Raw genomic sequence first — 22,979 nt, forward strand, 5'->3', positions numbered from 1 at the left:
CATCTATATCAACACAAGCGTGACAAATTTATCTCGCCTGTGTGGCTTTGACATTTTGCGGAGAGTTTCATGACGACAAATGTGGCACTGGTGGGACTGGCGCGCGATCTCGCAGCGCGGGCTGAAACCGGCAAGCCGATCCGCATCGGTCTGATTGGCGCAGGCGAAATGGGCACTGACATCGTCACGCAGGTCGCGCGGATGCAGGGCATCGAGGTCGGCGCGCTTTCCGCCCGAAGGCTCCCCAACACGTTCAAGGCCGTCCGCACCGCCTATGGCGATGAAGACAATGCGCAGGAAGCCAATAGCGAAGCGGCAATGATCCGCGCCATCGAGAACGGCAAGATCGCCGTCACCGGCGACAATGACCTGATCCTTTCCAACCCGCTGATTGATGTCGTCATCGACGCCACCGGCATTCCGGAAGTGGGTGCAGAAACCGGCATCAAGGCAATCCGCAACGGCAAGCATCTCGTGATGATGAATGTCGAAGCCGATGTCACCATTGGTCCCTATCTCAAGGCTGAAGCCGACAAGCAGGGCGTGATCTATTCGCTGGGCGCGGGCGACGAGCCGTCATCCTGCATGGAGCTGATCGAATTCGTGTCCGCCATGGGTCACAAGGTCGTGGCGGCTGGCAAGGGTAAGAACAATCCGCTCAATTTCGACGCGATCCCCGACGATTATCAGGAAGAGGCGGACCGCCGGAACATGAATGTCCGCCTGCTGGTGGAATTCGTCGACGGCTCCAAGACCATGGTTGAAATGGCGGCCATCGCCAACGCCACCGGACTTGTGCCCGACATTGCTGGCATGCACGGCCCCAAGGCCGCAATCGACGAGCTGAACCGCACCCTGATCCCGAAGGAAGACGGCGGCGTTCTCAACAAATCGGGCGTGGTCGATTATTCCATCGGGCGCGGCGTATCGCCGGGCGTCTTCGTCATCGCCAAGATGGAACATCCCCGCCTGGTCGAGCGTCTGGAAGATCTGAAGATGGGCAAAGGCCCCTATTTCACCTTCCACCGTCCCTTCCACCTCACCTCGCTGGAAGTGCCGCTGACCGTGGCGCGCGTCGTGCTGCATGGCAAGACCGACATGGTGCCACTGCCGAAGCCGGTGGCGGAAGTCTGCGCGGTTGCCAAGAAGGATTTGCAGCCCGGCGACCGTCTCGATGCCATTGGCCAATATTGCTATCGCTCGTGGATCATGACGACGCCTGAAGCCCGTGCGGCCAAGGCCATTCCCTGCGGCCTGCTTCAGAACGGCTCGGTCATCGCGCCGATCAAGAAGGGCGAACTCATCACCTATGCCAATGCTGCGCCGCAGCCCGGCTCGAAGATAGCCGAACTGCGCGCTTTGCAAGACAAGATGATCTACGGCTAACCCAGCCTCATGAGTTAAACAAAAAGGGCGGCTCGAAGCCGCCCTTTTTGTTGTTCTCCAACCAGGCGCCGCGGCCTTATGAGATTCGGGGAAATGGCGTGCCGAAAATGGTGGGGTTCGAGAACCGGAGCGGAATGTACTGAACGTACATGAGCACCGGAAGCGCAGAACCGCGCCATTTGCAGGCCGCCAGAACCCGAATATCGAAGGCCTAGTGATCAAGCGCTTTCACAATACTCTCCACCATCTTCTTCGCATCGGCGAAGAGCATCATGGTGTTGTCGCGGAAGAACAGTTCGTTTTCCACGCCAGCATAGCCGGAGCCCATGCCGCGCTTGATGAACAGAACCGTGCCGGCCTTGTCGACATCGAGGATCGGCATGCCGAAGATCGGTGACTTCGGATCGGTCTTCGCCGCCGGATTGGTGACGTCGTTCGCGCCGATCACGAAAGCCACATCGGCCTGCGCGAATTCCGAATTGATGTCTTCCAGCTCGAACACTTCATCGTAAGGCACGTTGGCCTCGGCCAGAAGCACGTTCATATGGCCCGGCATACGACCGGCCACCGGATGGATGGCGTATTTGACTTCCACGCCTTCGGCCTTGAGCTTGTCGGCCATTTCACGCAGCGCGTGCTGGGCCTGCGCCACCGCCATACCATAGCCCGGCACGATGATGACCTTGGAAGCGTTCTTCATGATGAAGGCCGCATCGTCGGCAGAACCCTGCTTGACCGGACGCTGTTCGACCTCGCCAGTCGGACCGCCAGACGTATCGCCGCCAAAGCCGCCAAGAATGACCGAGATGAACGAACGGTTCATGCCCTTACACATGATGTAGGACAGGATCGCACCCGACGAGCCGACCAGCGCACCGGTGATGATGAGCGCCAGATTGCCAAGCGTGAAGCCGATACCTGCCGCTGCCCAGCCCGAATAGGAATTGAGCATGGAAACCACGACCGGCATGTCCGCGCCGCCGATTGGCACGATGATCAGCACACCGAATACCAGCGACAGAAGCACGATCAGCCAGAACACGAAATGGCTTTCGGTATTCACCAGCACAACGACCAGCAACACAATGGCTGCGGCAAGAGCCGCGTTGATGACATGACGTCCCGGCAGCATGATTGGCTTGCCCGACATGCGACCGTCAAGCTTGAGGAAGGCGATGATCGAGCCGGTGAAGGTGATCGCGCCAATGGCCACACCCAGCGACATTTCGATCAGCGCCTGACCGTGGATCTGGCCAACTTCGCCGATACCGAAGGAATGCGGCGAGTAAATTGCGGCAGCGGCCACCAGAACGGCAGCAAGACCGATCAGCGAGTGGAACGCGGCAACGAGCTGCGGCATGGCCGTCATGGCGATGCGGCGCGCGATGACTGCACCGACACCGCCACCAATGGCGATGCCAAGGACGATCAATGCCAGACCGCCAAAGCTTGGACGCGCTAGCAGAAGCGTGGTGACGATGGAAATCGCCATACCGATCATGCCGTACATATTGCCCTGACGGCTGGTCGTCGGATGCGACAGGCCGCGCAGCGCCAGAATGAACAGCACGCCGGAGACGAGATAAAGGAAGGCTGCGAGATTAACGCTCATAATGGTTCAGCCTCACTTTTCTTTTTTCTTGTACATGGCGAGCATGCGCTGGGTGACCAGGAAGCCGCCAAAAATGTTGACGCTCGCCAGAATGAGCGCAATGAAACCGAAGCCGGTTGCCCAGCCCGAAAGCGAAAGGCCGACGGCCAGAAGCGCGCCCACCACGATCACCGATGAAATGGCGTTGGTAACGGCCATCAGCGGGGTGTGCAGCGCAGGCGTAACCGACCACACGACGTAATAGCCGACGAAAATCGACAGGATGAAAATCGCAAAGCGGAACACGAACGGATCGATCGCGCCGCCCGATGCGGCATGCGCAGCAGCCGCCGCAGCATCGCCCAGACCACCGGCATTTTCCGCAGCCTGACGAACGGCGTCTGCGGCCTGGTTCAAGCTCTCAAGAGCTTTATCGAGACTAGTTTCGGCCATTATGCCTCTCCTCCATCAACCGGAGACTTGGGGGAAGACGAAGACTTTGCGGCAGCCTTCGGTGCTTTTGCAGGCGTTTTTTTCGCCGCTTTCGGTGCAGCAGGTTTCGCTGCATCGCCAACGGCTTCTGCCTTTGCGACTTTCGGTTTGGGCGCAGCTTTCGGCTTTGCAGCCGGTTTTTCAGCGACAGCAGCAGGCGCGGCATCGGCCTTGGCAAAGGCCGGATGCAAAATCTTGCCCTGGTGGGTCAGCAGCGTCGCCTTGACCAGCTCTTCTTCCGGATCGATCTTGAGAAGCTTGGTTTCCTTGTCGACCAGCGTTTCAAGGAAAGCGATCAGGTTGCGCGCATAAAGCTGCGACGCACTCGCGGCAATACGGCCCGAAACGTTGAGATGACCAACAATCCTGACGCCATTGACTTCGGCAATCTTACCGGCGACAGCGCCTTCAACATTGCCGCCGCGCTCAACCGCAAGATCGATCAGCACGGAACCCGGACGCATGGAAGCGACCATTTCCTTGGACACCAGACGCGGGGCCGGACGGCCCGGAATGAGCGCCGTAGTAATGACGATATCCTGCTTGGCGATATGGTCGGCAACGAGTGCGGCCTGCTTCGCCTGATATTCCTTCGACATTTCCTTGGCGTAACCGCCAGAGGTTTCGGCAGCCTTGAATTCGTCATCCTCGACCGCGATGAATTTCGCACCGAGCGAAGCGACCTGTTCCTTGGCGGCAGGGCGAACGTCGGTTGCCGTCACCACAGCGCCAAGACGGCGCGCCGTTGCGATGGCCTGAAGACCGGCAACGCCTGCCCCCATCACGAAAACCTTGGCGGCAGGAACCGTACCGGCTGCCGTCATCATCATCGGCATGGCGCGGTCATAGACTTCCGCCGCATCGATCACCGCCTGATAACCGGCAAGGTTTGCCTGCGACGACAGCACGTCCATCACCTGCGCACGGGTGATGCGCGGCATGAATTCCATGGTGAAAGCGGAAATCCCGGCCTTGGCGAGCGCCGCCACGGCGTCTTCATGTCCGTAGGGATCCAGCATGGCAAAAAGTGCCGCGCCCGATTTATACCCTTTGAGTTCCGTATCCGTAGGACGGCGCACTTTGAGAACAACGTCTGCCGTTTTGGCATCCGCCGCCGTGCCGATGCGGGCGCCGGCTGCTGTGAATTCGGCATCGGGGATGCGCGATTTCTCACCGGCGCCTTTTTCCACGACGACATCGAAGCCGAGCGCAATGAATTTCTTCACCGTCTCCGCCGATGCCGCAACGCGTGTCTCGTTGGGATCACTCTCTTTCGGGATAAATAACGTCTGGGCCAAGCTGGTTTCCCTTTCGTGGCGTTCTTCCGGATTTGATTCCGGTCGGGCAGAATTGCGGGCTTCCGGGAAGAAGCCTTTTCAAAAAATGAACTACAGACATGCATAAACCCTCGGCACGGTACCCCATGCCAAGGCATTCGATCAAATTGTGCGGGTTAATCCGGTTCAGATGTTCTGCAGCTGCATCGGCGCGCCGCCAGATGTCACCATCCGGCAGCGAAGGATGCGCTAGAGGATGAACCAGGCAGCGACACAGACGAGAATGAAAAGAACGGTCGCAGAGAAGAAACCACCAGCAAAAAAGCCGAACGCCATGGCAATCATAAGGGCAACGAGCGCCACCGTGGCCCATTTAACCAGGCCCGCAAAACCGGCATAAGTTTTCTCATGCTCAGCATAGTCCATCGATGCGCCAAGTTCAGCCGGAGCGGTCGTATGATGTTCTGCCATTTTCGTTCCACCCATTCAGATTTTCCACCCAACATCGATGATGTTAAGCGAAAACACCTGCAATCTTCAATGTGCGACCGAGTAAACCCGAGCATTCACAGCAAGGCTTTTCGTCGCAGCTACCCTCTCTCCGCAAGAAGCGGTTCCGCAATCTTCGTAAAGCGAAACCACCCCTCTGGCTATATTTAATTGTTTAATCTGGCGGAAGATTTTTCCAATCTTAGGCTGCAGTGACAGCTTTCGATCAGACACTTACACGCCGAGACCGGTATACTTGGCCGTTGGCAGAATTGTCAGCGGCACAGAACTGCCGCGCATGTCGGCAAACATGGCGCGCCGTTCATGCGGCTGCGACTTGAAAAACGGAAAGCGCACGGCCACCGCATCGCGGATATTGCGGATGGGAGCAGCGCCGAGCCCGACCCTAATGCCATAGCCTTCATGCTCGCGCGCATCGGCCATGACAGACGTGCCGAAAATACGCTTGTAAAACGCCATATGCTCCGGCTTCACCGAGGCAAGGCATTGATCTGCCGCAAAAAATTCGGATGCCATCGCCGCAATGCGCAGCGTGACATAGGGGATGGCCGGATATTCGCTCAAAAGCTCCGGATCGGCGGCAAAGCGGGTCGGATCGACAAAATGCATACCGCTATTGAGCAGCGGATCGAGAATATCGGGAAACAGCGCATAGCTCGTGCCGCGACGATGATCGGGCGTAATGTGATGGATGCGCAGCGTGCTGACCAGTTGCCCATCCACATGCACGCCATAGACAAAGGCATGGCTGTCGCGATCGATATCATCAACGATGGACGGCACTTCCGCCTCGTGCATCACATTGCGGGTGCGATAGGAACGGTAGCGCAGACGACCAATTTCCTCCAGATCCTCCGCATGGACAACACGGCGGTATTCAACCCGATCGAGAAATTGCAACAGCTGTCGCGCGAAATTGGACAATGGCGGTTTTTCGCCTGTAACAGCTGTATTCGTCATGCAATCGATTTTCCGCACCCCACAAATCAGTGCGCAGAATATGCACCTTTATCAGCGTGTAAAGATATAACTTTGTGCGATGCCTTCTTATTGCCGCGCAATCAACACTCCTTCGCCACAATTGAACCGGACTTTTGCGCGCTAAGAATAGACCGGAAATGCAAAATGGCCCGATTACGGGCCATTTCACAAGTTTGCCTCAATTTGGAAAAGGGCCTTCAAAGCGCATTGGCGATAGCTTGAAATGCATACATCGACTCGTCTTTCATCTCCTGTCCGTCGATATTGAAACTGGACTGCGCCGAAGTCTTGGCGATGACAACACGCTTGGCAGGATTGACATAGATGAACTGTCCGTAGATGCCGACAGCACTATAGTCACCTTGCCAGTCAACCGGCGTCCACCACTGATAACCGTAGCCGAACGGAATCTTGCCGAACGCGTCCTTGCGACCGGGCATCAGATAGGGCGCATCCGGCGTCACAGAATCGTGCACCCATTGCGCCGGCACAAGCTGCTCGCCCTTGAAGTTGCGCCCCTCATTGAGATAGAGCAGGCCGAAACGCGCATAGTCGCGAAGCACAGCGTTCAGACCCGCAGCAGCCGCGACTTCTCCGGTCGGATCGACCAGCCAATAGGCATCCGCCTCGGCGCCAAGCTTCGACCACAGCCGATCTTCAAAATAGTTCTGCAGCGGAATGCCGGTTGCTCCCTCAAGAACCAGGCCGAGCACCTGAGTATCCGCCGACACATAATGGCTATCTGTGCCTTGCGGACGTTCATTCTTGAGATGCGCTGTGAATTTGGCAATCGAGCCTGTCAATAGCTCGGCCGCATAGCGCACGATGTCGGAATTGAGATCGCCGTAACTTTCGCTGAGACCGATACCGGACGCCATCTGCATCACATTCTTGACCGTAACGCCCTTATAGCCGCCCTCGGCCAATATAGGCGCATAACGCTCCACCGGCTGGTTGATATCGATCAACCCGTCATGGACAGCATTGCCGATGAGAAAGGAGACGAAGGATTTCGACAGGGAAAAAGCAATCGCCTTCGACGCCTCGGTATTGCCGTGATCATATTCCTCATGAACGATAACACCGTCCTTGAGAACGATGAAGCCGGTTGTACCGCCACGCTCAAGCCAGTCGGAAATCTTGCGGGTCTCGCCCTTGTAAACAAACGTCTCCGGCAGAGGACGCTCCGCTTTGGCAAGCTGGCTGACCTCGCCTTCATGCGGAACGCGCACTGAAGGATAGATTGTATAAAGAGTACGGAAGTTTTCAAAGATGCGGGCAGGCTTGAAAACCTGCGCATATTGATAAACCGCCCAGGTTTCATGAATCTTCTTCCAGAACACAGCAGCCCCAACGCCCGCAAGAATGACGATCCCAATTAAAGCATAAATACCATAATGAAAAATTCTTTTCATTGCCTCCCCTTTTGAATTAGCAGTTTAAATTTAATGATCAACTTATTTTAATATAAATAAATACTTATAAAGGCTCTCCTGAGTCGATAAGAACACGATGTTATTACCGTTAATTATCCCTATTATTTGGCTTATATTCAAATTTCGGTGAGCGTAACAAGCTGTGCGGCGACACGACGCGCCGCAGACAGGACAACGGTGCGCAGCCCCGCCCTGCGAAGTCTCGCGAACGTGTACAAAATCCATAAACTATGAAGGTTCAGGCAAAGAGTTGGAACAGTTCCGGCGTTTCCGTTCGGACCAAAACCGCTCCGAACCTCTTGAAAATCAAGCCACTGTTCGCCCGCCGTCGCGGCGTGCTGCGGCTTTCGTGGTCATGGCGCTGATTGCTTCGACTGGCACCGGCATACCCAGAAGATAGCCCTGAACGAGGTCAGCACCTGCCGCTACACGGATCAGCGCAAGCTGTTCCTCGGTTTCGACGCCCTCGACCGTCACACCCAGCCCAAGCTCGTGCGAAAGCTGGGTGACACCGCGAAGCAGCATCAGCGACCGCCGGTCGCTGGTGATGTCACGCACGAAGGAACGGTCGACCTTCACCTTGGTCAAAGGCAAGGTGTTGAGATAGCTGAGGCTGGAATAGCCTGTACCGAAATCGTCCAGCGCGATGTTGATTCCGGCATTCTTGAGCCGCTGCAGAACCATCGACGTCTTGTTGCGGTCCGAGATGATGGCGCTTTCCGTCACTTCCACCTCAAGACGGTGTGCCGGAAGCCCTGATTTCTGCAAGGCATTGGCAATGTCGCGGGCGATGTCGCTGCTTTTCAGATCGATGGCCGACAGATTGACGGAAACCCCGATCCGGTCCCCCCATGACAGGCAGTCGGCACAGGCCTGGGCCAGCATGAAGCGGGTAATGTCGGTAATGATGCCCATCTCTTCCGCAAGCGGAATGAATTCGGCTGGCGGCACAAAGCCAAGTTCCGGATGCTCCCACCGCGCCAGCGCCTCACATGCAACAACGCGCAGAGACTGCGCGCTGACGATGGGCTGATAGACGACCTTGATCTCGCCGTGATCGATGGCAAGCCGCAGATCGGCTTTGAGTTTCTGGCGTCCGCGATATTTGGTGTCCATCGCATCGACAAAGATCGACCAGGGTTTGTCTTCCCTGCTTTTGGCCTCGTAGAGCGCCAGATCGGCATTGATATGCATGCTGCCGACATCGCATCTTTCGACATCCTCCATCGCGATGCCTGCACTGATATCAATGTGAACCTGATCGCCGTCGAGATCATAAACGCCGGACACAACGGCCATGATGTGATCCATCACGCCTGCAGCTTCAGTCTCGTTGCGCAGGTTGAAGACGAACACCACGAATTCGTCGCCACCGAAACGCGAGGCGATAAAACGCTGCGGATCGAGCGAATTGAGCCGCTCCGCAAACAGGCGCAACAGCACGTCGCCGGTATGATGCCCCAGCGTGTCGTTGACATGCTTGAAATGATTGATGTCGATGACGATGAGGGCTGCCCGCGTGCCCGTTTGCTGGTGGGAGCGCATGGCGCGCACCAGGGTCTCGAAATAATTACGGTTCGGCAGGCCGGTCAGACCGTCGTAACGCGCCATATGCTGGATGCGCGCTTCCGCCTCCACGCGCTGCGTCACATCCTCGAACATCAGGACCGCCCCCTCATTGAGGGTCTGGTTGCCGATACATTCGATATAACGCTGGTTCGAAAGCTGGAAAATGTCGCGGGTGCGTTTGCCGAGCAGAAGATCCTGCATGCGCACATACACGCTCTTCAGGTCTTTCTGCGGAAACAGTCCCTTCTTCGCGCAGTAGCGCAGCAGAACGTCGAGCTTGCGGCCATGCAGCTTGGTGTGTTCGGCGATCTGCAACATCGCCTTGGCCTTGTTGTTGATAACCGCGATACGCTGCTGGCTGTCGAACATCAGCAGGCCCTGCGGCATGTTGTTGAGCGCCGCGTCGAAACGGCCGGCCACGATGGAGAGGCGCCGCTTGCCCATGACCGCAGCGAAGAGGAACTCGCGCAGGCCGTTGGCCATCTGGATATTGGACAGGAAATACGGGATCAGCAGAAGACCAATGATGACGTGAAACGGCGTCCCTGCCAGAATGAGCCCGGCCAGAACCGGAATGAGCGTGCAGGCCGACATCAGGACGACGGCTTTCGAGGACGCATAATTACGGCCGACGATGGAAACGACCGAAGCGAGCAGCACGGTCAAACTGGCAAGTTCGGCGAAAGAATCCCGCAACACATAGCTTGAGAAAAAGCACAGCATGCCAAGCGTCAGGCAGACGGCGGATGCGCCAAACAGATAACGCGTTTCCCACCGGTCGAGATCGGCATGGGAAAGCGACTGCAGTTTTGCCTGGTCGAACTTGTGCATGTCGAAGATGCGGCCTACCGCTACAACGGTGAACACACCGGCAAAGACCAGATAGCGCCAGTCGTCGGTTTTCACATAGATGACGACGCAGGCTACAACGTGCGCGAGCAAGCCGAACCAAAGCGTCGTACGATTGCCGTAGAGCGCTCTGAGAAAAGATAGCCGCACATCTGCAGGTATCTCAGGTTTACGGCTTTGCCACATATCGATGCATTAATCCCTTACACGGGGAGGCAATATCGCACTAATGACTTAAAAATATCTTTCGGGATATTAAACCACAAGCTGTCATGGCAACCACCATAAGATGTATTCAGATATTTTTTAAGGAAAACCACAGACGCACAACCCCGGAAGGCCAATCACAACCACTGGCATACATGTTTTAGTCGTCCTAATATTACTGAAATTGCTAGAATAGGAGAACAGGAACAGGTTAGTTTCCGCGCTTCCGAGAATTAACCCAGATTAGTCGAAGTGGATATTCTACTACCAGCCCCCCCGCCTGCTAGAGGAAAATCCTGTCATAGAAGTCAACGTGCGGGAAATAGCCACCCGAGAAACTTTCCAACCCTGTCAGAGTTGATGTCCCCCATCAACGGTAATGATTGAACCCGTCATATAGCGGCTCGCATCAGAAGCCAGCATCAACACAACCCCGTCCAGATCCTCCGGCTCGCCAAGGCGCCGCATCGGGTTTCGACCTTTGAAGTAGCCGCCCGCTGGCCCCTGTAGTTGCTCTTCGTTGATTCGGGTCGGAAACCATCCCGGCGAAATTGCATTGACGCGAATATCGTGGGCAGCCCATTCCAGCGCCAGCGCCCGCGTCATCTGGGTAACGCAGGCTTTGGACATCGAATAGGCTGCAGCCCCTTTCTGTGGGCGCTCGCCCAGAATGCTGGTCGTATTGACGATGGAACCGCCCTCGCCGCGCTCGATCATACGGCGCGCTGCCTCCTGCGCCACGAAAAAGGCACCGGCAACATTCACCTCGAATATATGCTCAAGCATATCGCGCGTCGTGTCGAGCGCGCGTGCCATATGGGCGACACCGGCATTGTTGAAGAGCGTCGTCACCGGCCCGAAACGCGCCTCCGCCTCATCGAAAGCACGAACAATTTCATCCGGATGGGTTACATCCGCCATGATTTCCAGAACCTCGCCCCCCGATGGGCAAATGCTTTCACCCGCATGGGTGCGCGAGATCGAAATCACCCGCGCCCCGTGCCCCGCCAGCACATGGACCATTCTGAGGCCCAATCCCGAGGAACCTCCCGTCACGGCAATGACCTTGCCCCTGACGGCGAAAAGCTGATCGTCAGTCATTCATCCCCTCAACTGCCAATCTCTCCTTATTTCTTCCTAGATTATCGGGAGTGGCTTTTGAACCATCTTCGACCGCAAAAATCGGTTCAAATCAACACAATACACAGAAGGCACGACGAAAGACCTATGGCGCAGCCGAAAGGTGACACCTGTTCGTGATTGCGCGCACCATTGCGGAGAAGTAAGGAACTAAGCAATTAGAGTGCATCCCGAAACGTGCGAAACGGTTTTCGGAACAAGATGCGCGTTCGAACAAATACAGTGAGCGCCGATCTGATTCAACCAGATCGAAACGCGCTCGAAGAGCATAATCCGACTGGTGGATACGAATATTATGCCCAAAACTTCTCGCCCTCTCGTCGCCGTGCCGACCGATGTGAAGCCGTTTGAAAACTACACCTGGCATGCGGCGCCCCAGCAATATCTGGCAGCCGCCATCGATGTTGCGGAAGTAACCCCGCTGCTGGTGCCGAGCTTCGGCGACAAGATGGACCTCGACGCCATTCTGGATGCCGTCGACGGTGTTCTCATCACAGGTTCCAAATCGAACGTTAACCCGGCGCTCTACGGCGTCGAACCGAGCGCCGCGTTCGAACCCTACGACAATGCCCGCGATGCGACTTCGCTGCCGCTCATCCGCGCCGCCATTGAAAAGGGTGTTCCTGTACTGGCAATCTGTCGCGGCATACAGGAGCTCAACGTCGCGCTGGGCGGTACACTCGCCACGGAAATTCAGGAGCTCGAAGGCCGGATGGACCACCGCGCGCCTGAATCCGAAAGCCAGGCCGAACGCTTCGGCATCCAGCACCCGATCAAGCTCAACCCGAACTCATGCCTTGCAGAAATCCTCAAAGAGGAAAGCGTGCACGTGAATTCGGTCCACCGTCAGGCCATCGACAAACTTGCCCCGCAGCTTGAGGTCGAAGCCGTCGCCGAAGATGGCACGGTAGAAGCCGTATCGGTGAAGAATGCAAAGGGATTTGTCGTCGGCGTCCAATGGCACCCGGAATATTGGGCGCATTCCGATGCCCCGTCGCGCAAAATCTTCGAGGCGTTCGGCGATGCCGTGCGAAAGCACAATCTAGGGGAATGAGAAAATCGAGTAAGCTGAAAAAGGTGTTTTCAGCTTACTCCTTACTTCCTTAGAGCGCGTTTCGATCTGATTGAATCAGATTGCGCTCCAACTATTTGTTCTGACGCGCATCTTGTTCCGAAAACCGTTTCACACTTTTCGGGACGCGCTCTAATCAGCGATCGTAACCACACCGCAATCCCCGGCTTCCGAGCCGAAGACGAGGCGGTGGCCCTGTTCATCCCAGCCCATGCTGCTGATTGCGCCCTTGCCAGGGCGGCGCAGCAGAACTTCCTTGCTGTCGGCAAAACGTACAATCAGGATCATGCCGTCATTATAGCCGATGGCTGCAATGTCCTCGACCGGATGGCAGGCAACCGATGTCACCATGCTGTCGCCACGCAGGCCAAGCTCCAGAGGAGCCTTGCCCATCGGGCCATCCTTGCCTGCAAAGGGCCAGACGATTGCCGCGGGCGCGCCCGAGGTGGCAAGCCACTTGGCCTTGGCGCTCCACGACCAGTCTTTCACCTTCGCCGGATAGCCCGTCATGCGCATGTGCTTGGTGTCTTCGAGACGCCAGCCATGCAGGGCGTTCTCCTGCATCGAGGTGACGAGGAAGCGACCGTCGGGCGAAAAGATCACGCCGATATGCGCGCCCTTCCATTCCAGTTCGACAGGCTTTGCCGCCGTTCCGGTCCAGATCAGGGTTGCACCATTATAACGGGCTATCGCCAGCCGCTGGCCTTTCGGCGCAAAGGCAAGGCCTTCGACACTGCGTTCCTGTGCGAATTCCTGCTGCTTGCCGTCGGAGGTGCGCACCCACGCGGTGCGTCCCGATGCAAAGCCGACGGTTCCGCCGGGGCCGCTTGCAACGGCTGTTATCCATTTACGCGGTATCTTCGCAAGTTCGCTCACCGTTCCATCGGCATCCGTGCGGCAGACGCGTCCATCCTCGCCGCCGGTGATGAGCGACTTTCCATCGACGGACATAGTCGCGCTCAGCAGCCCGTCATGGGCTGCCGAGGTCTTGTTTGCGTTGTTGAGCTGATGGATCGAGCCATCCGCCATTGCGAAGAAGGGAATGCCGCCGACAAAGCGCGCATAAAGACAATGACCGTCAAGGTCGAACGGAGCTACTGTAGGCATCGGCTTCCGGTATTTCTTGTTTACTTGACTTGTTTTACTTGGCTTGGCTGTTTTCGAAGCCGGCTTTCAGGTCAGCAGGGTCGAGTTCACGACCGATGAAAACGAGGCGGCTTTCACGCTTTTCGTCTTCCTTCCAGGCGCGCTGGTGATCGCCTTCGATAATCATGTGCACGCCCTGCACCACATAGCGGTCTGGATCGTCCTTGAAAGCGATGATGCCCTTGAGGCGCAGAATATTCGGTCCCTGCGTCTGGGTGATATTCTGGATCCACGGGAAGAATTTCGCCGGGTCGATTTCACCGGCCCTCAGCGATACCGACTTCACCGTCACATCATGGATCGGCGATGCATGATCGTGGTGATGATCATGGTCGCAATCAGGACCGCAGACATGATCATGGTCGTGATGGTGGTCATGATGATCGTGATCATGCCCATGGTGATCATGATCATGATCATGATCGCAGTCCGGTCCGCAGACGTGATCGGGATGATCGTGATCGAGGAAGTGCGGATCGTTATCCAGGACGCGCTTCAGGTCGAAGGCCCCGCGATCCAGCACACGGTCGAGCGGAATGGAAGCGCGCTCGGTGCGGTGGATGACGGCATGCGGGTTGATGGCGCGCACGGTCGCCTCGATGGTGGCCAGCTCCTGCGGCGTCACCAGATCGGTCTTGTTGATCAGCACCACGTCGGCAAAGGCAATCTGGTCTTCCGCTTCGCGGCTGTCCTTCAGGCGCAACGGCAAATGCTTGGCATCGACAAGGGCGACAACGGCATCAAGACCGGTCTTGGCGCGCACGTCATCATCCATGAAGAAGGTCTGCGCAACCGGAACCGGATCGGCAAGGCCGGTCGTTTCCACGACGATGGCGTCGAAACGGCCCGGACGGCGCATCAGTCCTTCCACCACGCGGATCAGGTCGCCGCGCACGGTGCAGCAGATGCAGCCATTGTTCATTTCATAGATTTCTTCGTCCGACTCGACGATCAGGTCGTTGTCGATACCGATCTCGCCGAATTCGTTGACGATGACGGCATAACGCTTGCCGTGATTTTCGGTCAGGATGCGGTTGAGAAGAGTGGTTTTACCCGAACCCAGATAACCGGTCAGAACGGTCACGGGAATGCGGCCAGCGTCAGTGGTCGTCGTGGTTTCAGACGGAGCTTCGGTTTGGGCTTCAGCCTGGCTCATGGTCATGCCTCTTGAAGTTGTGGCCTCTTGACGTCGGGCCCCGGTGCGGCCAGCGCGAAGCGGCCGACACCGAAACCTCGGATAGGACAATTCATATAGGGGAAGCGCCGCGTGAATGCCATATGCAATGCTATAATATTACATCCGCCCAATCACGTTCACGCCAGTTGGTTCACAGGCTTTGCGGACCTAGCCCGCCTGGCTCGCGAGGCGCTGCGATTTGAAGCGGTCAAGATCGAACCTGTCGACATCGCGCAGCAGATCGATAAAGCCTGCAACCGCATTGGCGATCAGGTTTTCTCCGGCTTCAGCCGTTGCGGCGGCTGCGTTTCCTGCAACCCCATCCGGGTTGAGATCGTGCATCTTCCAGCCGAAGGCATGCGGGCCATAGGCGCGCAGGAATTTGAATTCCTCGGCATAGCGTGACTGGGCGTTGGAGAAATTGCGTGCCTTCGACATGTCCACCAGATCGGGGCGCAGCGCCAACATCACCGATGTCTCGATGAAGCCGCCATGAATGTCGAGCGCTTTTTCCTCCGGTGTAATCAGGCCTTCCGGCAGGCCGAAGCGGGTCCAGCTCGTGGCGACTGCAAGCATGTCGAGCCGGGTGCGCAGTTCCGTCGCGACAATCGTCATCAGCGGCGAATTTCCGCCGTGCGCGTTCAGCATGACCAGTTTGCGAATCCCGCCCGCATGAAGGTTTTCACCAATGCCGACCCACTGGTTCACGGCCTCGGCAAAGGCGAGGCTCTGGGTTCCTTCCGTATCCATGTGCTCGATGGAATAGCCGACCGGCTGTGCAGGCAGGAAATTGACGTTAAGCTCGGCAGGCAGCGCATCGCTGACACGCGCGACGATGCCTTCGGCGATGATCGTATCTGTTTCAAACGGCAGATGAGGCCCATGCTGTTCGTGAGCGCCAAGAGGCAGAACGACAATCATGTCGCTGTTTTGATCGCGCAGATCGGTCATGTTTTCCTCGCTTTATTTATTTTATTGGGTCCTGACCCTAACGTCCGTTAGCCATGACAGCAACCGGGCCTTGTTGTTTCATAAGTCGGACAATATTTTACGATATATGAATGGACGGGACTATCGATCAGGCGACAGGAACTGGTTTATTTTAACGCGCATCTTGTCCGAAAGCCGTTTCACACTTTCGGGATGCGCTCCAACGCGGCAACAAGGGCGAGGTGGCGATGAGCAAGGACAATAAGGCGGTTGTACTTTACCGACTGCAATCCGTGGCAAGATTGTCGCGAACGGTGCTGGCCACGCGGCTTCTGGAGCAAGGGCTCTATGCGGGGCAGGATGCGGTCATGCTGCAACTGGCTGCGGAAGACGGGCTAACGCCGGGCGTTCTTGCACAGCGGCTGGGTGTGCGTCCGCCGACCATCACCAAAACCATTGCACGCCTGCAGGGCCAGGGGTTTGTCGCCAAGCGCGCCTCGGAAACCGACCAGCGCCAGTCGCATGTCTACCTCACGCAGACCGGTCTCGAGACGATCAAGGCAATCGAGAAATCCATTCGCAAGACCGAAAAGGACATGCTGAAGAGCCTTGATAAAAAGGACCGCAAGACCTTCCTCAAGATGTTGAGCCGGATGGAGAGCAATCTCGCGCTCCGTGGCGTCGCGCGCGTTCCCGATGAGCCTGAAACGGAAATGCCTGACGAAGACGACGCAGAATAGACCTGCCGTTTATCAGGCTCTAACTATTTGTTTTGACGCGTATCTTGGCTGGAAACCATTAAACACTTTTCAAGATGCGTGCTATCGAAAATGCTTCCAATTCAAGGATTGCAATGGCATAACCGTTCGCAGGACGAACGGTCGCGTCTTACCTTGTCAGGTTGCGGCCGCGTCTCCGACTGCGGCACGGACCAATTTGGGGAGGCGACTTGGCCCAGAAAATAAAGCTATCGACCATCGCTGATGCGCTTGGTGTTTCGACAGCCACAGTTTCGCTCGCTTTGCGCGACAGCCCCCTCGTTGCCGATCAGACCCGCGAGAAGATCAAGGAACATGCCCGCACGATCGGTTATATCTATAATCGTCGCGCTGCGAGCCTGCGCACGTCACGCTCCGGCATTGTCGGCGTTGTGGTGCATGACATCATGAACCCGTTCTTCGCGGAAATTCTCAAATCCATCGAAACGGAACTGGACCGGTCGCGGCAGACCTTCATCCTGTCCAACCATTACGACCAGCTCGAAAAGCAGCGCACCTTCATGGATACGCTTCTGCAGCTCGGCGCGGACGGGGTCATCATGTCGCCCGCCATCGGCACGCCGCCGGAAGATATCCAGCTTGCGGAAGATAACGGCCTGCCGGTCGTGCTGATTGCGCGCAGCGTCGAGGGTGTTCATGCTCCGGTTTTCCGGGGCGACGATGCCTATGGCATCGGTCTTGCCACCAATCATCTGATTTCGCTTGGACATACGCGCATCGCGATGATCGGCGGTACGGACCAGACTTCGACGGGTCGTGACCGTTATCGTGGTTATGTGCAGGCGATGGACAAGGCTGGCCTTGAGGTTCGCCCCGACTGGCGTATTGCCGGACCGCGCACGAAACAGGGCGGCTTTGAAGTTGCGCCGCAATTCCTGGCGCTGAAGGACAAGCCGACGGCTGCGGTCTGCTGGAACGACCTGACGGCCATCGGCCTGATGAACGGCATTGCCCGCGCCGGGCTGGTGCCGGGCGAGGACATTTCCGTGACCGGCTATGACGATCTTGAAGAGGCGGCCATCGCGACGCCCGCGCTTACAACCGTCTGGAACGGGCAGCGTGAAGTGGGACGCAGGGCTGCCCGTGCGCTGCTCGACCAGCTGAACGGCGTCGAGGTTTCCTCGATGCAGGAACTCATCAAGCCGGAACTGCATATCCGGCAATCGACATCCAAGCCAAAACACGGCTGATTTCCCCGCACCGGTCACCTTTCCGACGGACCGGTTTTCTTTACGCATTTTTGCTGGAAATGCCCCGTGACATGAGGAATGCCATGACAAAACGCGACGCGACTATACTGGTGCTCGGCAACTTTGATGATTATGCCGTGCAGAGGCTCTCGGGCGAGTTCAATGTCCAGCGTATTGCGCGCGGCGACACTGCACTTCTGGATGCAGCCTGGGCGAAGGACGTAAAGGGCATTGCCAGCATGTCGACCGTCGATGCGGCGCTGATCGACGCGCTGCCCGTTCTTGAAATCGTCGGCAATTTCGGTGTCGGATACGATGCGGTGGATGCAAAACATGCTGGCGCGAAGAATGTCATGGTCACCAACACGCCAGATGTCCTGACGGATGAAGTGGCGGACACGACCATCGGACTTTTGATCGACACGGTGCGCGAATTGTCGAAATCGCAGGAATTCCTGCGCACAGGCAACTGGGTCAAGGAAGGCCGCTATCCGCTGTCCAAGCTTTCATTGCGCGGACGCAAGGTCGGTATTTTCGGCCTTGGCCGCATCGGCAAGGCGGTTGCCCACCGCGTCGAGGCTTTCGGCCTGCCGATTGCCTATCATAACCGCCGCAAGTCCGCGGATGTCGCCTATGAATATCATCCGACCCTGCTCGAACTTGCCCAGGCGGTCGACACACTCATTCTGGTGGCGCCGGGCGGCGAGGAAACAGCCAAGGCCGTGAATGCGGAAGTGCTGAAGGCGCTCGGGCCGGAAGGCGTGCTAATCAATATCGGACGCGGTTCTGTGGTGGACGAAGATGCGCTTGCCGAAGCGCTGCAGAACGGAACGATTGCCGCAGCCGGTCTCGATGTCTTTGCAAACGAACCGCACGTGCCGCAAGCACTGCTCGATGCGCCGAACACGGTTCTGCTGCCGCATATCGGTTCTGCCTCGGTCAAGACCCGCCGCGACATGGCCAATCTGGTGATCGACAATCTCATCGCGTGGTTCGACACCGGCAAGGCGATTACGCCAGTGCCGGAAACGGTTCATGTAAAGGGGGAGTAATACCAAAAACCCATGAGCCCAAAACCCATGAGCATGACTCATCGGGTTTTGGTTAAGCCCGAGCGGAGATTGAACCTTTTCAAGGCGTGATGCGTCAGCATCGTGGCGCCTTGATATAAGGGACGTGATCCCTGACGCCTGTCACTTCGCCTTCATGGAAACCGCTGGTGCGCCATCCGGTCCGAGCGACGCCACCCATTGGCTGATTGCAGCGATATCCTTTTCACCCAGCATGTGATCCGCATCAATCGTGCGGGCATCGACGCGCGCGCCGCCGGAGCGCAAAAGTGCTGAAAGCGCTGGCGCAAACGGTGAATAGAGTTTGTCCTCGTCGCCCGTAATGGTCAGAACACGCGTCTTGCTCAGATTGGCGACCGGAGCATTGTCCAGAACCGGCATCGAGCGCATTAGGATAGCGCGTTTCACCAGATCGGGGTGAAGTATCATTGTTGCAGCCAGCAGATTGGCGCCATTCGAATAGCCCACGAAAGTAGCATGGGTAAGATCGAGATCCTTGTCGTCGGCCAGACGGGTGAGAAAAGTCACGAAGGCATTGGCTTCGAGCTTTACATCCTTCTGGTCGAACTTGACCGGCGAGATGCGCTTGTACCAGCGCGTGCCGCCATCCTGCATCACGCGGCCGCGAATGCCGAGCAGTGTGGCGCGCGGCCAGATCCTGGAAGCCAGCGGCACAAGGCTGGTTTCATTTCCACCCGAACCGTGCAGCAGGATCACCAGCTCATTCGAAGCATTTTCCGGTTTGTAGAAGCGGTGAATGAACTGCTTGCTGCGCGAAAAATTCTGTTCCGGGGTGGTTTCCGTATCCATCTTCTTCTCACGCATTGTCACGCCTTCACCGAGCTTGGGAGCACCCTGCTCTTCCTTCATCGAAGCAGCAATAGCGCTCAGAACCTTGCCCTGACCGTTTGTCGAAACGGGCTGTCCTTCGGCCAGAGCCGAGCCAGCCGCTACCGTGAGTGCAGCTGCCGCCAAAGCGGCAATAAACATCTTCTTTACCATGATCTCACCATAGCCAATGAGACGTTAACGAAGGTTTGAAGGCAGCTCTTCCCGGGTGCGTCCCCACCCCTGCCGGCGATATCAATTCTATCCGACACATCTCTCCGAAATCGCCCTCTGCGCCTTTTCGGATGCACGAATATAATGCCGTTAACAGCAGAGTTTTAGCGAGAATATGGCAGAATGCACGAAAAGTTACATCGTGTTACAATTCTGTTACGGTCATACAGGGCTTCAACAATGCGTGAACAACAGCTTGGTCCCAAATTATCCATGCTTTTGACGCGTTTACGTGGGATCGTATCTGCAACTTGAGGGTCAATTGTTTTGGAAGTGGGAGTGACCATGAGCAGCTTCAAACCCGGGCGTTTTTCATCCGCTCGTCTCACTTATGATGCGGTGACGCCCAAAAACTTTTATCTGAACCGGCGCACGTTCATGGCAGGCGCGCTGGCCGCTGCCGGTGTTGCGTCATCCGCTTTTGCCGAGCCGCTCAAGGCCAAGGCTTCCGCCTACAAAGTCGATGAAAAACTGACCCCGCAGGACGCGGTGACGACCTATAACAATTTCTACGAGTTCGGCACGGACAAGAGCGACCCCTCCGCCAATTCCGGCAATTATAAACCGCTGCCGTGGAAGCTCACGGTCGATGGCCTCGTGAAACAGCCGAAAGAATTCGACATTCAGGATCTGATTGCAAAGATGCCGCTTGAAGAGCGCATCTATCGGATGCGCTGCGTCGAGGCATGGTCGATGGTCATTCCCTGGGTCGGATTTCCGCTTTCAAGTCTTCTGTCGCAGGTGGAGCCGCTTGGTTCGGCCAAATACATTGCCTTTACCGGCCTCGTGCGTCCGGAAGAAATGCCGGGTCAGACCGGTCTCTTTCAGGTTCTCGACTGGCCCTATATCGAGGGCTTGCGTCTCGACGAGGCCAATCATCCGCTGACCATTCTTTCGGTCGGCCTCTATGGCGAGACATTGCCCAATGCGAACGGCGCGCCGATCCGGCTCGTGGTTCCGTGGAAATACGGCTTCAAGGGAATCAAGGCGATCACGAAAATCAGCTTTGTCGAAAAGCAGCCGCCGACCTCATGGCAGCAACAGGCCGCCAACGAATATGGCTTCTATGCCAATGTGAACCCGGAGGTCGATCACCCGCGCTGGAGCCAGGCGACCGAGCGACGTATCGGCGAAGGCAGCTTTCTCGGTTCGGGCCGGCGCCCGACATTGCCATTCAACGGTTATGGCGAGGAAGTCGCATCGCTCTATGCGGGACTGGACCTGAAAGCGAATTACTGACATGGCAGCAGCGACCCAGACAAGTAACCAGAAAAGCCACCAGACGGGCAGAAAGAAAACGGCCCGGCCCGGCGAATGGAAAGTCTGGCTGCTCTATGCGGCCGGTTTCATTCCGGCAGTCTGGACATTCTATCTGGGTGCGACCGGAGGCCTTGGCGCCGACCCGGTGAAAACCTTCGAACACACGCTTGGCCTTTGGGCTTTGCGCTTTCTGATTCTGACCCTCATGGTCACGCCGATCCGTGACCTCACGGGCATCGCGTTTTTACGCTATCGCCGGGCACTTGGCCTGCTCGCCTTCTATTATGCGCTGATGCACTTCACCACCTATATGGTGCTCGATCAGGGCCTGAACCTGTCCGCTATCATCACCGATATCGTGCGACGGCCCTTCATCACCATCGGCATGATCAGTCTGGTCCTGCTGGTGCCGCTGGCGCTCACCTCCAACAACTGGTCGATTCGCAAACTCGGTCGTCGCTGGAACAGCCTGCACAGACTGGTCTATGTCGCGATAGCGGGCGGTGCCATCCATTTCATCATGTCGGTGAAGAGCTGGCCCGCCGAGCCGGTCATCTATGCCGGGATCGTCAGCGCGCTGCTTTTATGGCGTCTGGTGCGTCCGCACGCCCGCAACCGCAAGCCTGTGTCCCGCCCGCGCGGCGAAGCGTTGGCGGTAAAGAAATAATCCCGAAATGCAGAGCAACTTTTTACAGTTTCTAATATAGAAACTTAAATTCTCTATTCTAAAGAATACCCCCATGACATAACGATGCAAATCATGTCAGTATCGCCGCGATTTCCGCACGCTAAATAATTCCAGGCAGCGGCAACCGACGAATACGGAATGCATATGTCTTCTCTCCTGAAATCGGCTCCCGTCCGCATCGCAGGCAAATTCGTCTTCATTTTATTCGTCCTTATCTTTGCGATATGGGCCAGCTTTGCCATGTGGTTCCAGTTGCCCTTCGGCGACGCCGTGCGCGGATCGGTCATCGCCGTCTGGCTTCTGATCGCGCTGGGAGTGATCGCAGGCGAAAGACTTTACAGCTGCTGGCGCAGACGCCTGTTCTTCTGTCTTCTGGCACTGGTGATGCTGGGTGCATGGTCAACGGTGCGCCCATCCCTCAACCGTATCTGGGCGCCCGATGTCGCCCGCACGGTGACAGGCCAGATCAATGGCGACATGGTCACCCTTTCCAATGTCCGCGACTTCATCTGGCGGACAACGGAAGATTTTACGCCCAACTGGAAAGAGGAAACCTACGATCTCAGCAAGATCACGTCGGTCGACGTCTTTCTTTCCTACTGGTCAGGCCCGGCAATCGCCCACACGCTTCTGTCATTCGGTTTCGAGGATGGCCGTCATGTGGTCTTTTCCGGCGAGATCCGCCGCGAACACCATGAGGTCTATTCGCCGATTGCCGGCTTCTTCCGCAAATATGAGCTGGCGATGATTGCCGCCGAAGAGCGCGATATCATCTATCTGCGCAGCAATGTCCGCAAGGAAAACGTCTATCGCTATCGCGTGAAGCTGCCGCCGGTGGGGGCGCGCGAGCTGTTCCTGTCTTATGTCGAGCTTGGCAATGATCTGGCGGAACAGCCGAAATTCTACAATACGCTGACCGCGAACTGCACCACGATCATCTTCCACATGGCGCGTGTGCTGGACCCTGCCTTCCCCTTCGACTACCGCATTCTCCTGTCAGGCTACCTGCCCGGCTATCTCTACGATCACGGCTGGATCGAGAATGGCGGTACGCTGGAGGAAGCACGGGAACGTGCGTCGATCGATGCAAGAGCGCTGGCAGGCGGACGCGACGGCTTTTCGGAACGAATCCGCAAATAAAAACCCCGCCGAAACCGGAATTTCGAC

General features: G+C 56.9%; 20 protein-coding genes. 8 read left to right on the forward strand and 12 right to left on the reverse strand.

What is annotated here, in order from left to right; translation table 11 throughout:
* Positions 1-69 precede the first annotated feature (69 nt).
* Entirely contained in the window at positions 70-1,386 is a 1,317-nt protein-coding gene (locus CQZ93_RS10295) for a 1-deoxy-D-ribulose 5-phosphate reductoisomerase (protein WP_105542480.1), read from the forward strand.
* A gap of 211 nt (positions 1,387-1,597) precedes the next feature.
* Here CQZ93_RS10295 and CQZ93_RS10300 read toward each other — a convergent pair whose 3' ends face one another.
* From CQZ93_RS10300 to CQZ93_RS10335, 8 genes are all read right to left on the reverse strand, one after another.
* Complete coding sequence (locus CQZ93_RS10300; protein ID WP_105542481.1) at positions 1,598-2,998, reverse strand: NAD(P)(+) transhydrogenase (Re/Si-specific) subunit beta; 1,401 nt, start codon at positions 2,996-2,998, stop codon at positions 1,598-1,600.
* 12 nt (positions 2,999-3,010) lie between these two features.
* Positions 3,011-3,430, reverse strand: coding sequence for a proton-translocating transhydrogenase family protein (locus CQZ93_RS10305; protein WP_021587083.1), 420 nt, complete (start codon positions 3,428-3,430; stop codon positions 3,011-3,013).
* Positions 3,430-4,767 (reverse strand): Re/Si-specific NAD(P)(+) transhydrogenase subunit alpha, encoded by a 1,338-nt coding sequence (locus CQZ93_RS10310; RefSeq protein ID WP_105542482.1) that lies wholly within the window; start codon positions 4,765-4,767, stop codon positions 3,430-3,432. Before CQZ93_RS10310 ends, CQZ93_RS10305 begins: the two co-directional genes overlap by 1 nt.
* Positions 4,768-4,995: 228 nt before the next feature.
* On the reverse strand, positions 4,996-5,217 hold the full coding sequence (locus tag CQZ93_RS10315; RefSeq protein WP_105543265.1) for an aa3-type cytochrome c oxidase subunit IV: 222 nt from the start codon (positions 5,215-5,217) through the stop codon (positions 4,996-4,998).
* Between the two features lie 252 nt (positions 5,218-5,469).
* Positions 5,470-6,216 (reverse strand): N-acyl amino acid synthase FeeM domain-containing protein, encoded by a 747-nt coding sequence (locus CQZ93_RS10320; RefSeq protein WP_105542483.1) that lies wholly within the window; start codon positions 6,214-6,216, stop codon positions 5,470-5,472.
* A 218-nt stretch (positions 6,217-6,434) separates the two neighbouring features.
* The gene (locus CQZ93_RS10325) at positions 6,435-7,652 is read right to left on the reverse strand and encodes a serine hydrolase domain-containing protein (RefSeq protein ID WP_105542484.1); all 1,218 of its coding nucleotides are present in this window, start codon (positions 7,650-7,652) and stop codon (positions 6,435-6,437) included.
* A gap of 327 nt (positions 7,653-7,979) precedes the next feature.
* Positions 7,980-10,277, reverse strand: a complete 2,298-nt coding sequence (locus CQZ93_RS10330; RefSeq protein ID WP_105542485.1) for a putative bifunctional diguanylate cyclase/phosphodiesterase — start codon at positions 10,275-10,277, stop codon at positions 7,980-7,982.
* 372 nt (positions 10,278-10,649) lie between these two features.
* Positions 10,650-11,399 (reverse strand): SDR family NAD(P)-dependent oxidoreductase, encoded by a 750-nt coding sequence (locus CQZ93_RS10335; RefSeq protein WP_105542486.1) that lies wholly within the window; start codon positions 11,397-11,399, stop codon positions 10,650-10,652.
* Between the two features lie 334 nt (positions 11,400-11,733).
* On the opposite strand from CQZ93_RS10335, the gene CQZ93_RS10340 reads away from it, so the two are divergent.
* Positions 11,734-12,492, forward strand: coding sequence for a gamma-glutamyl-gamma-aminobutyrate hydrolase family protein (locus CQZ93_RS10340; RefSeq protein ID WP_105542487.1), 759 nt, complete (start codon positions 11,734-11,736; stop codon positions 12,490-12,492).
* A 150-nt stretch (positions 12,493-12,642) separates the two neighbouring features.
* Here CQZ93_RS10340 and CQZ93_RS10345 read toward each other — a convergent pair whose 3' ends face one another.
* From CQZ93_RS10345 to CQZ93_RS10355, 3 genes are all read right to left on the reverse strand, one after another.
* Positions 12,643-13,617: a WD40 repeat domain-containing protein gene (locus CQZ93_RS10345; RefSeq protein ID WP_105542488.1), complete on the reverse strand. Its 975-nt coding sequence runs from the start codon at positions 13,615-13,617 to the stop codon at positions 12,643-12,645.
* A gap of 34 nt (positions 13,618-13,651) precedes the next feature.
* Positions 13,652-14,812 carry a CobW family GTP-binding protein gene (locus CQZ93_RS10350; RefSeq protein WP_181153336.1) on the reverse strand — a complete coding sequence of 387 codons (1,161 nt, stop codon included), beginning with the start codon at positions 14,810-14,812 and terminating at the stop codon, positions 13,652-13,654.
* Between the two features lie 189 nt (positions 14,813-15,001).
* Positions 15,002-15,784, reverse strand: coding sequence for a creatininase family protein (locus CQZ93_RS10355; protein WP_105542490.1), 783 nt, complete (start codon positions 15,782-15,784; stop codon positions 15,002-15,004).
* A gap of 227 nt (positions 15,785-16,011) precedes the next feature.
* On the opposite strand from CQZ93_RS10355, the gene CQZ93_RS10360 reads away from it, so the two are divergent.
* The 3 genes from CQZ93_RS10360 (at position 16,012) to CQZ93_RS10370 (ending at position 18,784) form a co-directional block, all read left to right on the forward strand.
* The gene (locus CQZ93_RS10360) at positions 16,012-16,503 is read left to right on the forward strand and encodes a MarR family winged helix-turn-helix transcriptional regulator (RefSeq protein WP_105542491.1); all 492 of its coding nucleotides are present in this window, start codon (positions 16,012-16,014) and stop codon (positions 16,501-16,503) included.
* Positions 16,504-16,712: 209 nt separating this feature from the next.
* A complete protein-coding gene (locus CQZ93_RS10365; protein WP_105542492.1) occupies positions 16,713-17,732 on the forward strand; it encodes a LacI family DNA-binding transcriptional regulator in 1,020 nt (339 codons plus the stop codon).
* 83 nt (positions 17,733-17,815) lie between these two features.
* Positions 17,816-18,784, forward strand: coding sequence for a 2-hydroxyacid dehydrogenase (locus CQZ93_RS10370; protein WP_105542493.1), 969 nt, complete (start codon positions 17,816-17,818; stop codon positions 18,782-18,784).
* Between the two features lie 141 nt (positions 18,785-18,925).
* On the opposite strand, the gene CQZ93_RS10375 is transcribed toward CQZ93_RS10370, so the two are convergent.
* The gene (locus CQZ93_RS10375) at positions 18,926-19,804 is read right to left on the reverse strand and encodes an alpha/beta hydrolase (RefSeq protein WP_105542494.1); all 879 of its coding nucleotides are present in this window, start codon (positions 19,802-19,804) and stop codon (positions 18,926-18,928) included.
* A gap of 345 nt (positions 19,805-20,149) precedes the next feature.
* On the opposite strand from CQZ93_RS10375, the gene msrP reads away from it, so the two are divergent.
* The 3 genes from msrP (at position 20,150) to CQZ93_RS10390 (ending at position 22,952) form a co-directional block, all read left to right on the forward strand.
* Entirely contained in the window at positions 20,150-21,103 is a 954-nt protein-coding gene (msrP, locus tag CQZ93_RS10380; RefSeq protein ID WP_105542495.1) for a protein-methionine-sulfoxide reductase catalytic subunit MsrP, read from the forward strand.
* 1 nt (position 21,104) lies between these two features.
* The gene (msrQ, locus tag CQZ93_RS10385; protein WP_105542496.1) at positions 21,105-21,791 is read left to right on the forward strand and encodes a protein-methionine-sulfoxide reductase heme-binding subunit MsrQ; all 687 of its coding nucleotides are present in this window, start codon (positions 21,105-21,107) and stop codon (positions 21,789-21,791) included.
* A 165-nt stretch (positions 21,792-21,956) separates the two neighbouring features.
* Positions 21,957-22,952 (forward strand): Lnb N-terminal periplasmic domain-containing protein, encoded by a 996-nt coding sequence (locus tag CQZ93_RS10390; protein WP_181153337.1) that lies wholly within the window; start codon positions 21,957-21,959, stop codon positions 22,950-22,952.
* Positions 22,953-22,979: the final 27 nt, after the last annotated feature.

It is taken from the genome of Ochrobactrum vermis, assembly GCF_002975205.1.
Taxonomy (GTDB): Bacteria; Pseudomonadota; Alphaproteobacteria; order Rhizobiales; family Rhizobiaceae; genus Brucella; species Brucella vermis.

What these genes read in the sequence shown, in the direction of transcription:
- CQZ93_RS10295 (WP_105542480.1), top strand. Translation starts at nt 70, where the DNA reads ATGACGACAAATGTGGCACTGGTGGGACTGGCGCGCGATCTCGCAGCG.
- CQZ93_RS10300 (WP_105542481.1), bottom strand. Translation starts at nt 2,998, where the DNA reads ATGAGCGTTAATCTCGCAGCCTTCCTTTATCTCGTCTCCGGCGTGCTG.
- CQZ93_RS10305 (WP_021587083.1), bottom strand. Translation starts at nt 3,430, where the DNA reads ATGGCCGAAACTAGTCTCGATAAAGCTCTTGAGAGCTTGAACCAGGCC.
- CQZ93_RS10315 (WP_105543265.1), bottom strand. Translation starts at nt 5,217, where the DNA reads ATGGCAGAACATCATACGACCGCTCCGGCTGAACTTGGCGCATCGATG.
- CQZ93_RS10320 (WP_105542483.1), bottom strand. Translation starts at nt 6,216, where the DNA reads ATGACGAATACAGCTGTTACAGGCGAAAAACCGCCATTGTCCAATTTC.
- CQZ93_RS10325 (WP_105542484.1), bottom strand. Translation starts at nt 7,652, where the DNA reads ATGAAAAGAATTTTTCATTATGGTATTTATGCTTTAATTGGGATCGTC.
- CQZ93_RS10330 (WP_105542485.1), bottom strand. Translation starts at nt 10,277, where the DNA reads ATGTGGCAAAGCCGTAAACCTGAGATACCTGCAGATGTGCGGCTATCT.
- CQZ93_RS10335 (WP_105542486.1), bottom strand. Translation starts at nt 11,399, where the DNA reads ATGACTGACGATCAGCTTTTCGCCGTCAGGGGCAAGGTCATTGCCGTG.
- CQZ93_RS10340 (WP_105542487.1), top strand. Translation starts at nt 11,734, where the DNA reads ATGCCCAAAACTTCTCGCCCTCTCGTCGCCGTGCCGACCGATGTGAAG.
- CQZ93_RS10345 (WP_105542488.1), bottom strand. Translation starts at nt 13,617, where the DNA reads ATGCCTACAGTAGCTCCGTTCGACCTTGACGGTCATTGTCTTTATGCG.
- CQZ93_RS10350 (WP_181153336.1), bottom strand. Translation starts at nt 14,812, where the DNA reads ATGAGCCAGGCTGAAGCCCAAACCGAAGCTCCGTCTGAAACCACGACG.
- CQZ93_RS10355 (WP_105542490.1), bottom strand. Translation starts at nt 15,784, where the DNA reads ATGACCGATCTGCGCGATCAAAACAGCGACATGATTGTCGTTCTGCCT.
- CQZ93_RS10360 (WP_105542491.1), top strand. Translation starts at nt 16,012, where the DNA reads ATGAGCAAGGACAATAAGGCGGTTGTACTTTACCGACTGCAATCCGTG.
- CQZ93_RS10370 (WP_105542493.1), top strand. Translation starts at nt 17,816, where the DNA reads ATGACAAAACGCGACGCGACTATACTGGTGCTCGGCAACTTTGATGAT.
- CQZ93_RS10375 (WP_105542494.1), bottom strand. Translation starts at nt 19,804, where the DNA reads ATGGTAAAGAAGATGTTTATTGCCGCTTTGGCGGCAGCTGCACTCACG.
- msrP (WP_105542495.1), top strand. Translation starts at nt 20,150, where the DNA reads ATGAGCAGCTTCAAACCCGGGCGTTTTTCATCCGCTCGTCTCACTTAT.
- msrQ (WP_105542496.1), top strand. Translation starts at nt 21,105, where the DNA reads ATGGCAGCAGCGACCCAGACAAGTAACCAGAAAAGCCACCAGACGGGC.
- CQZ93_RS10390 (WP_181153337.1), top strand. Translation starts at nt 21,957, where the DNA reads ATGTCTTCTCTCCTGAAATCGGCTCCCGTCCGCATCGCAGGCAAATTC.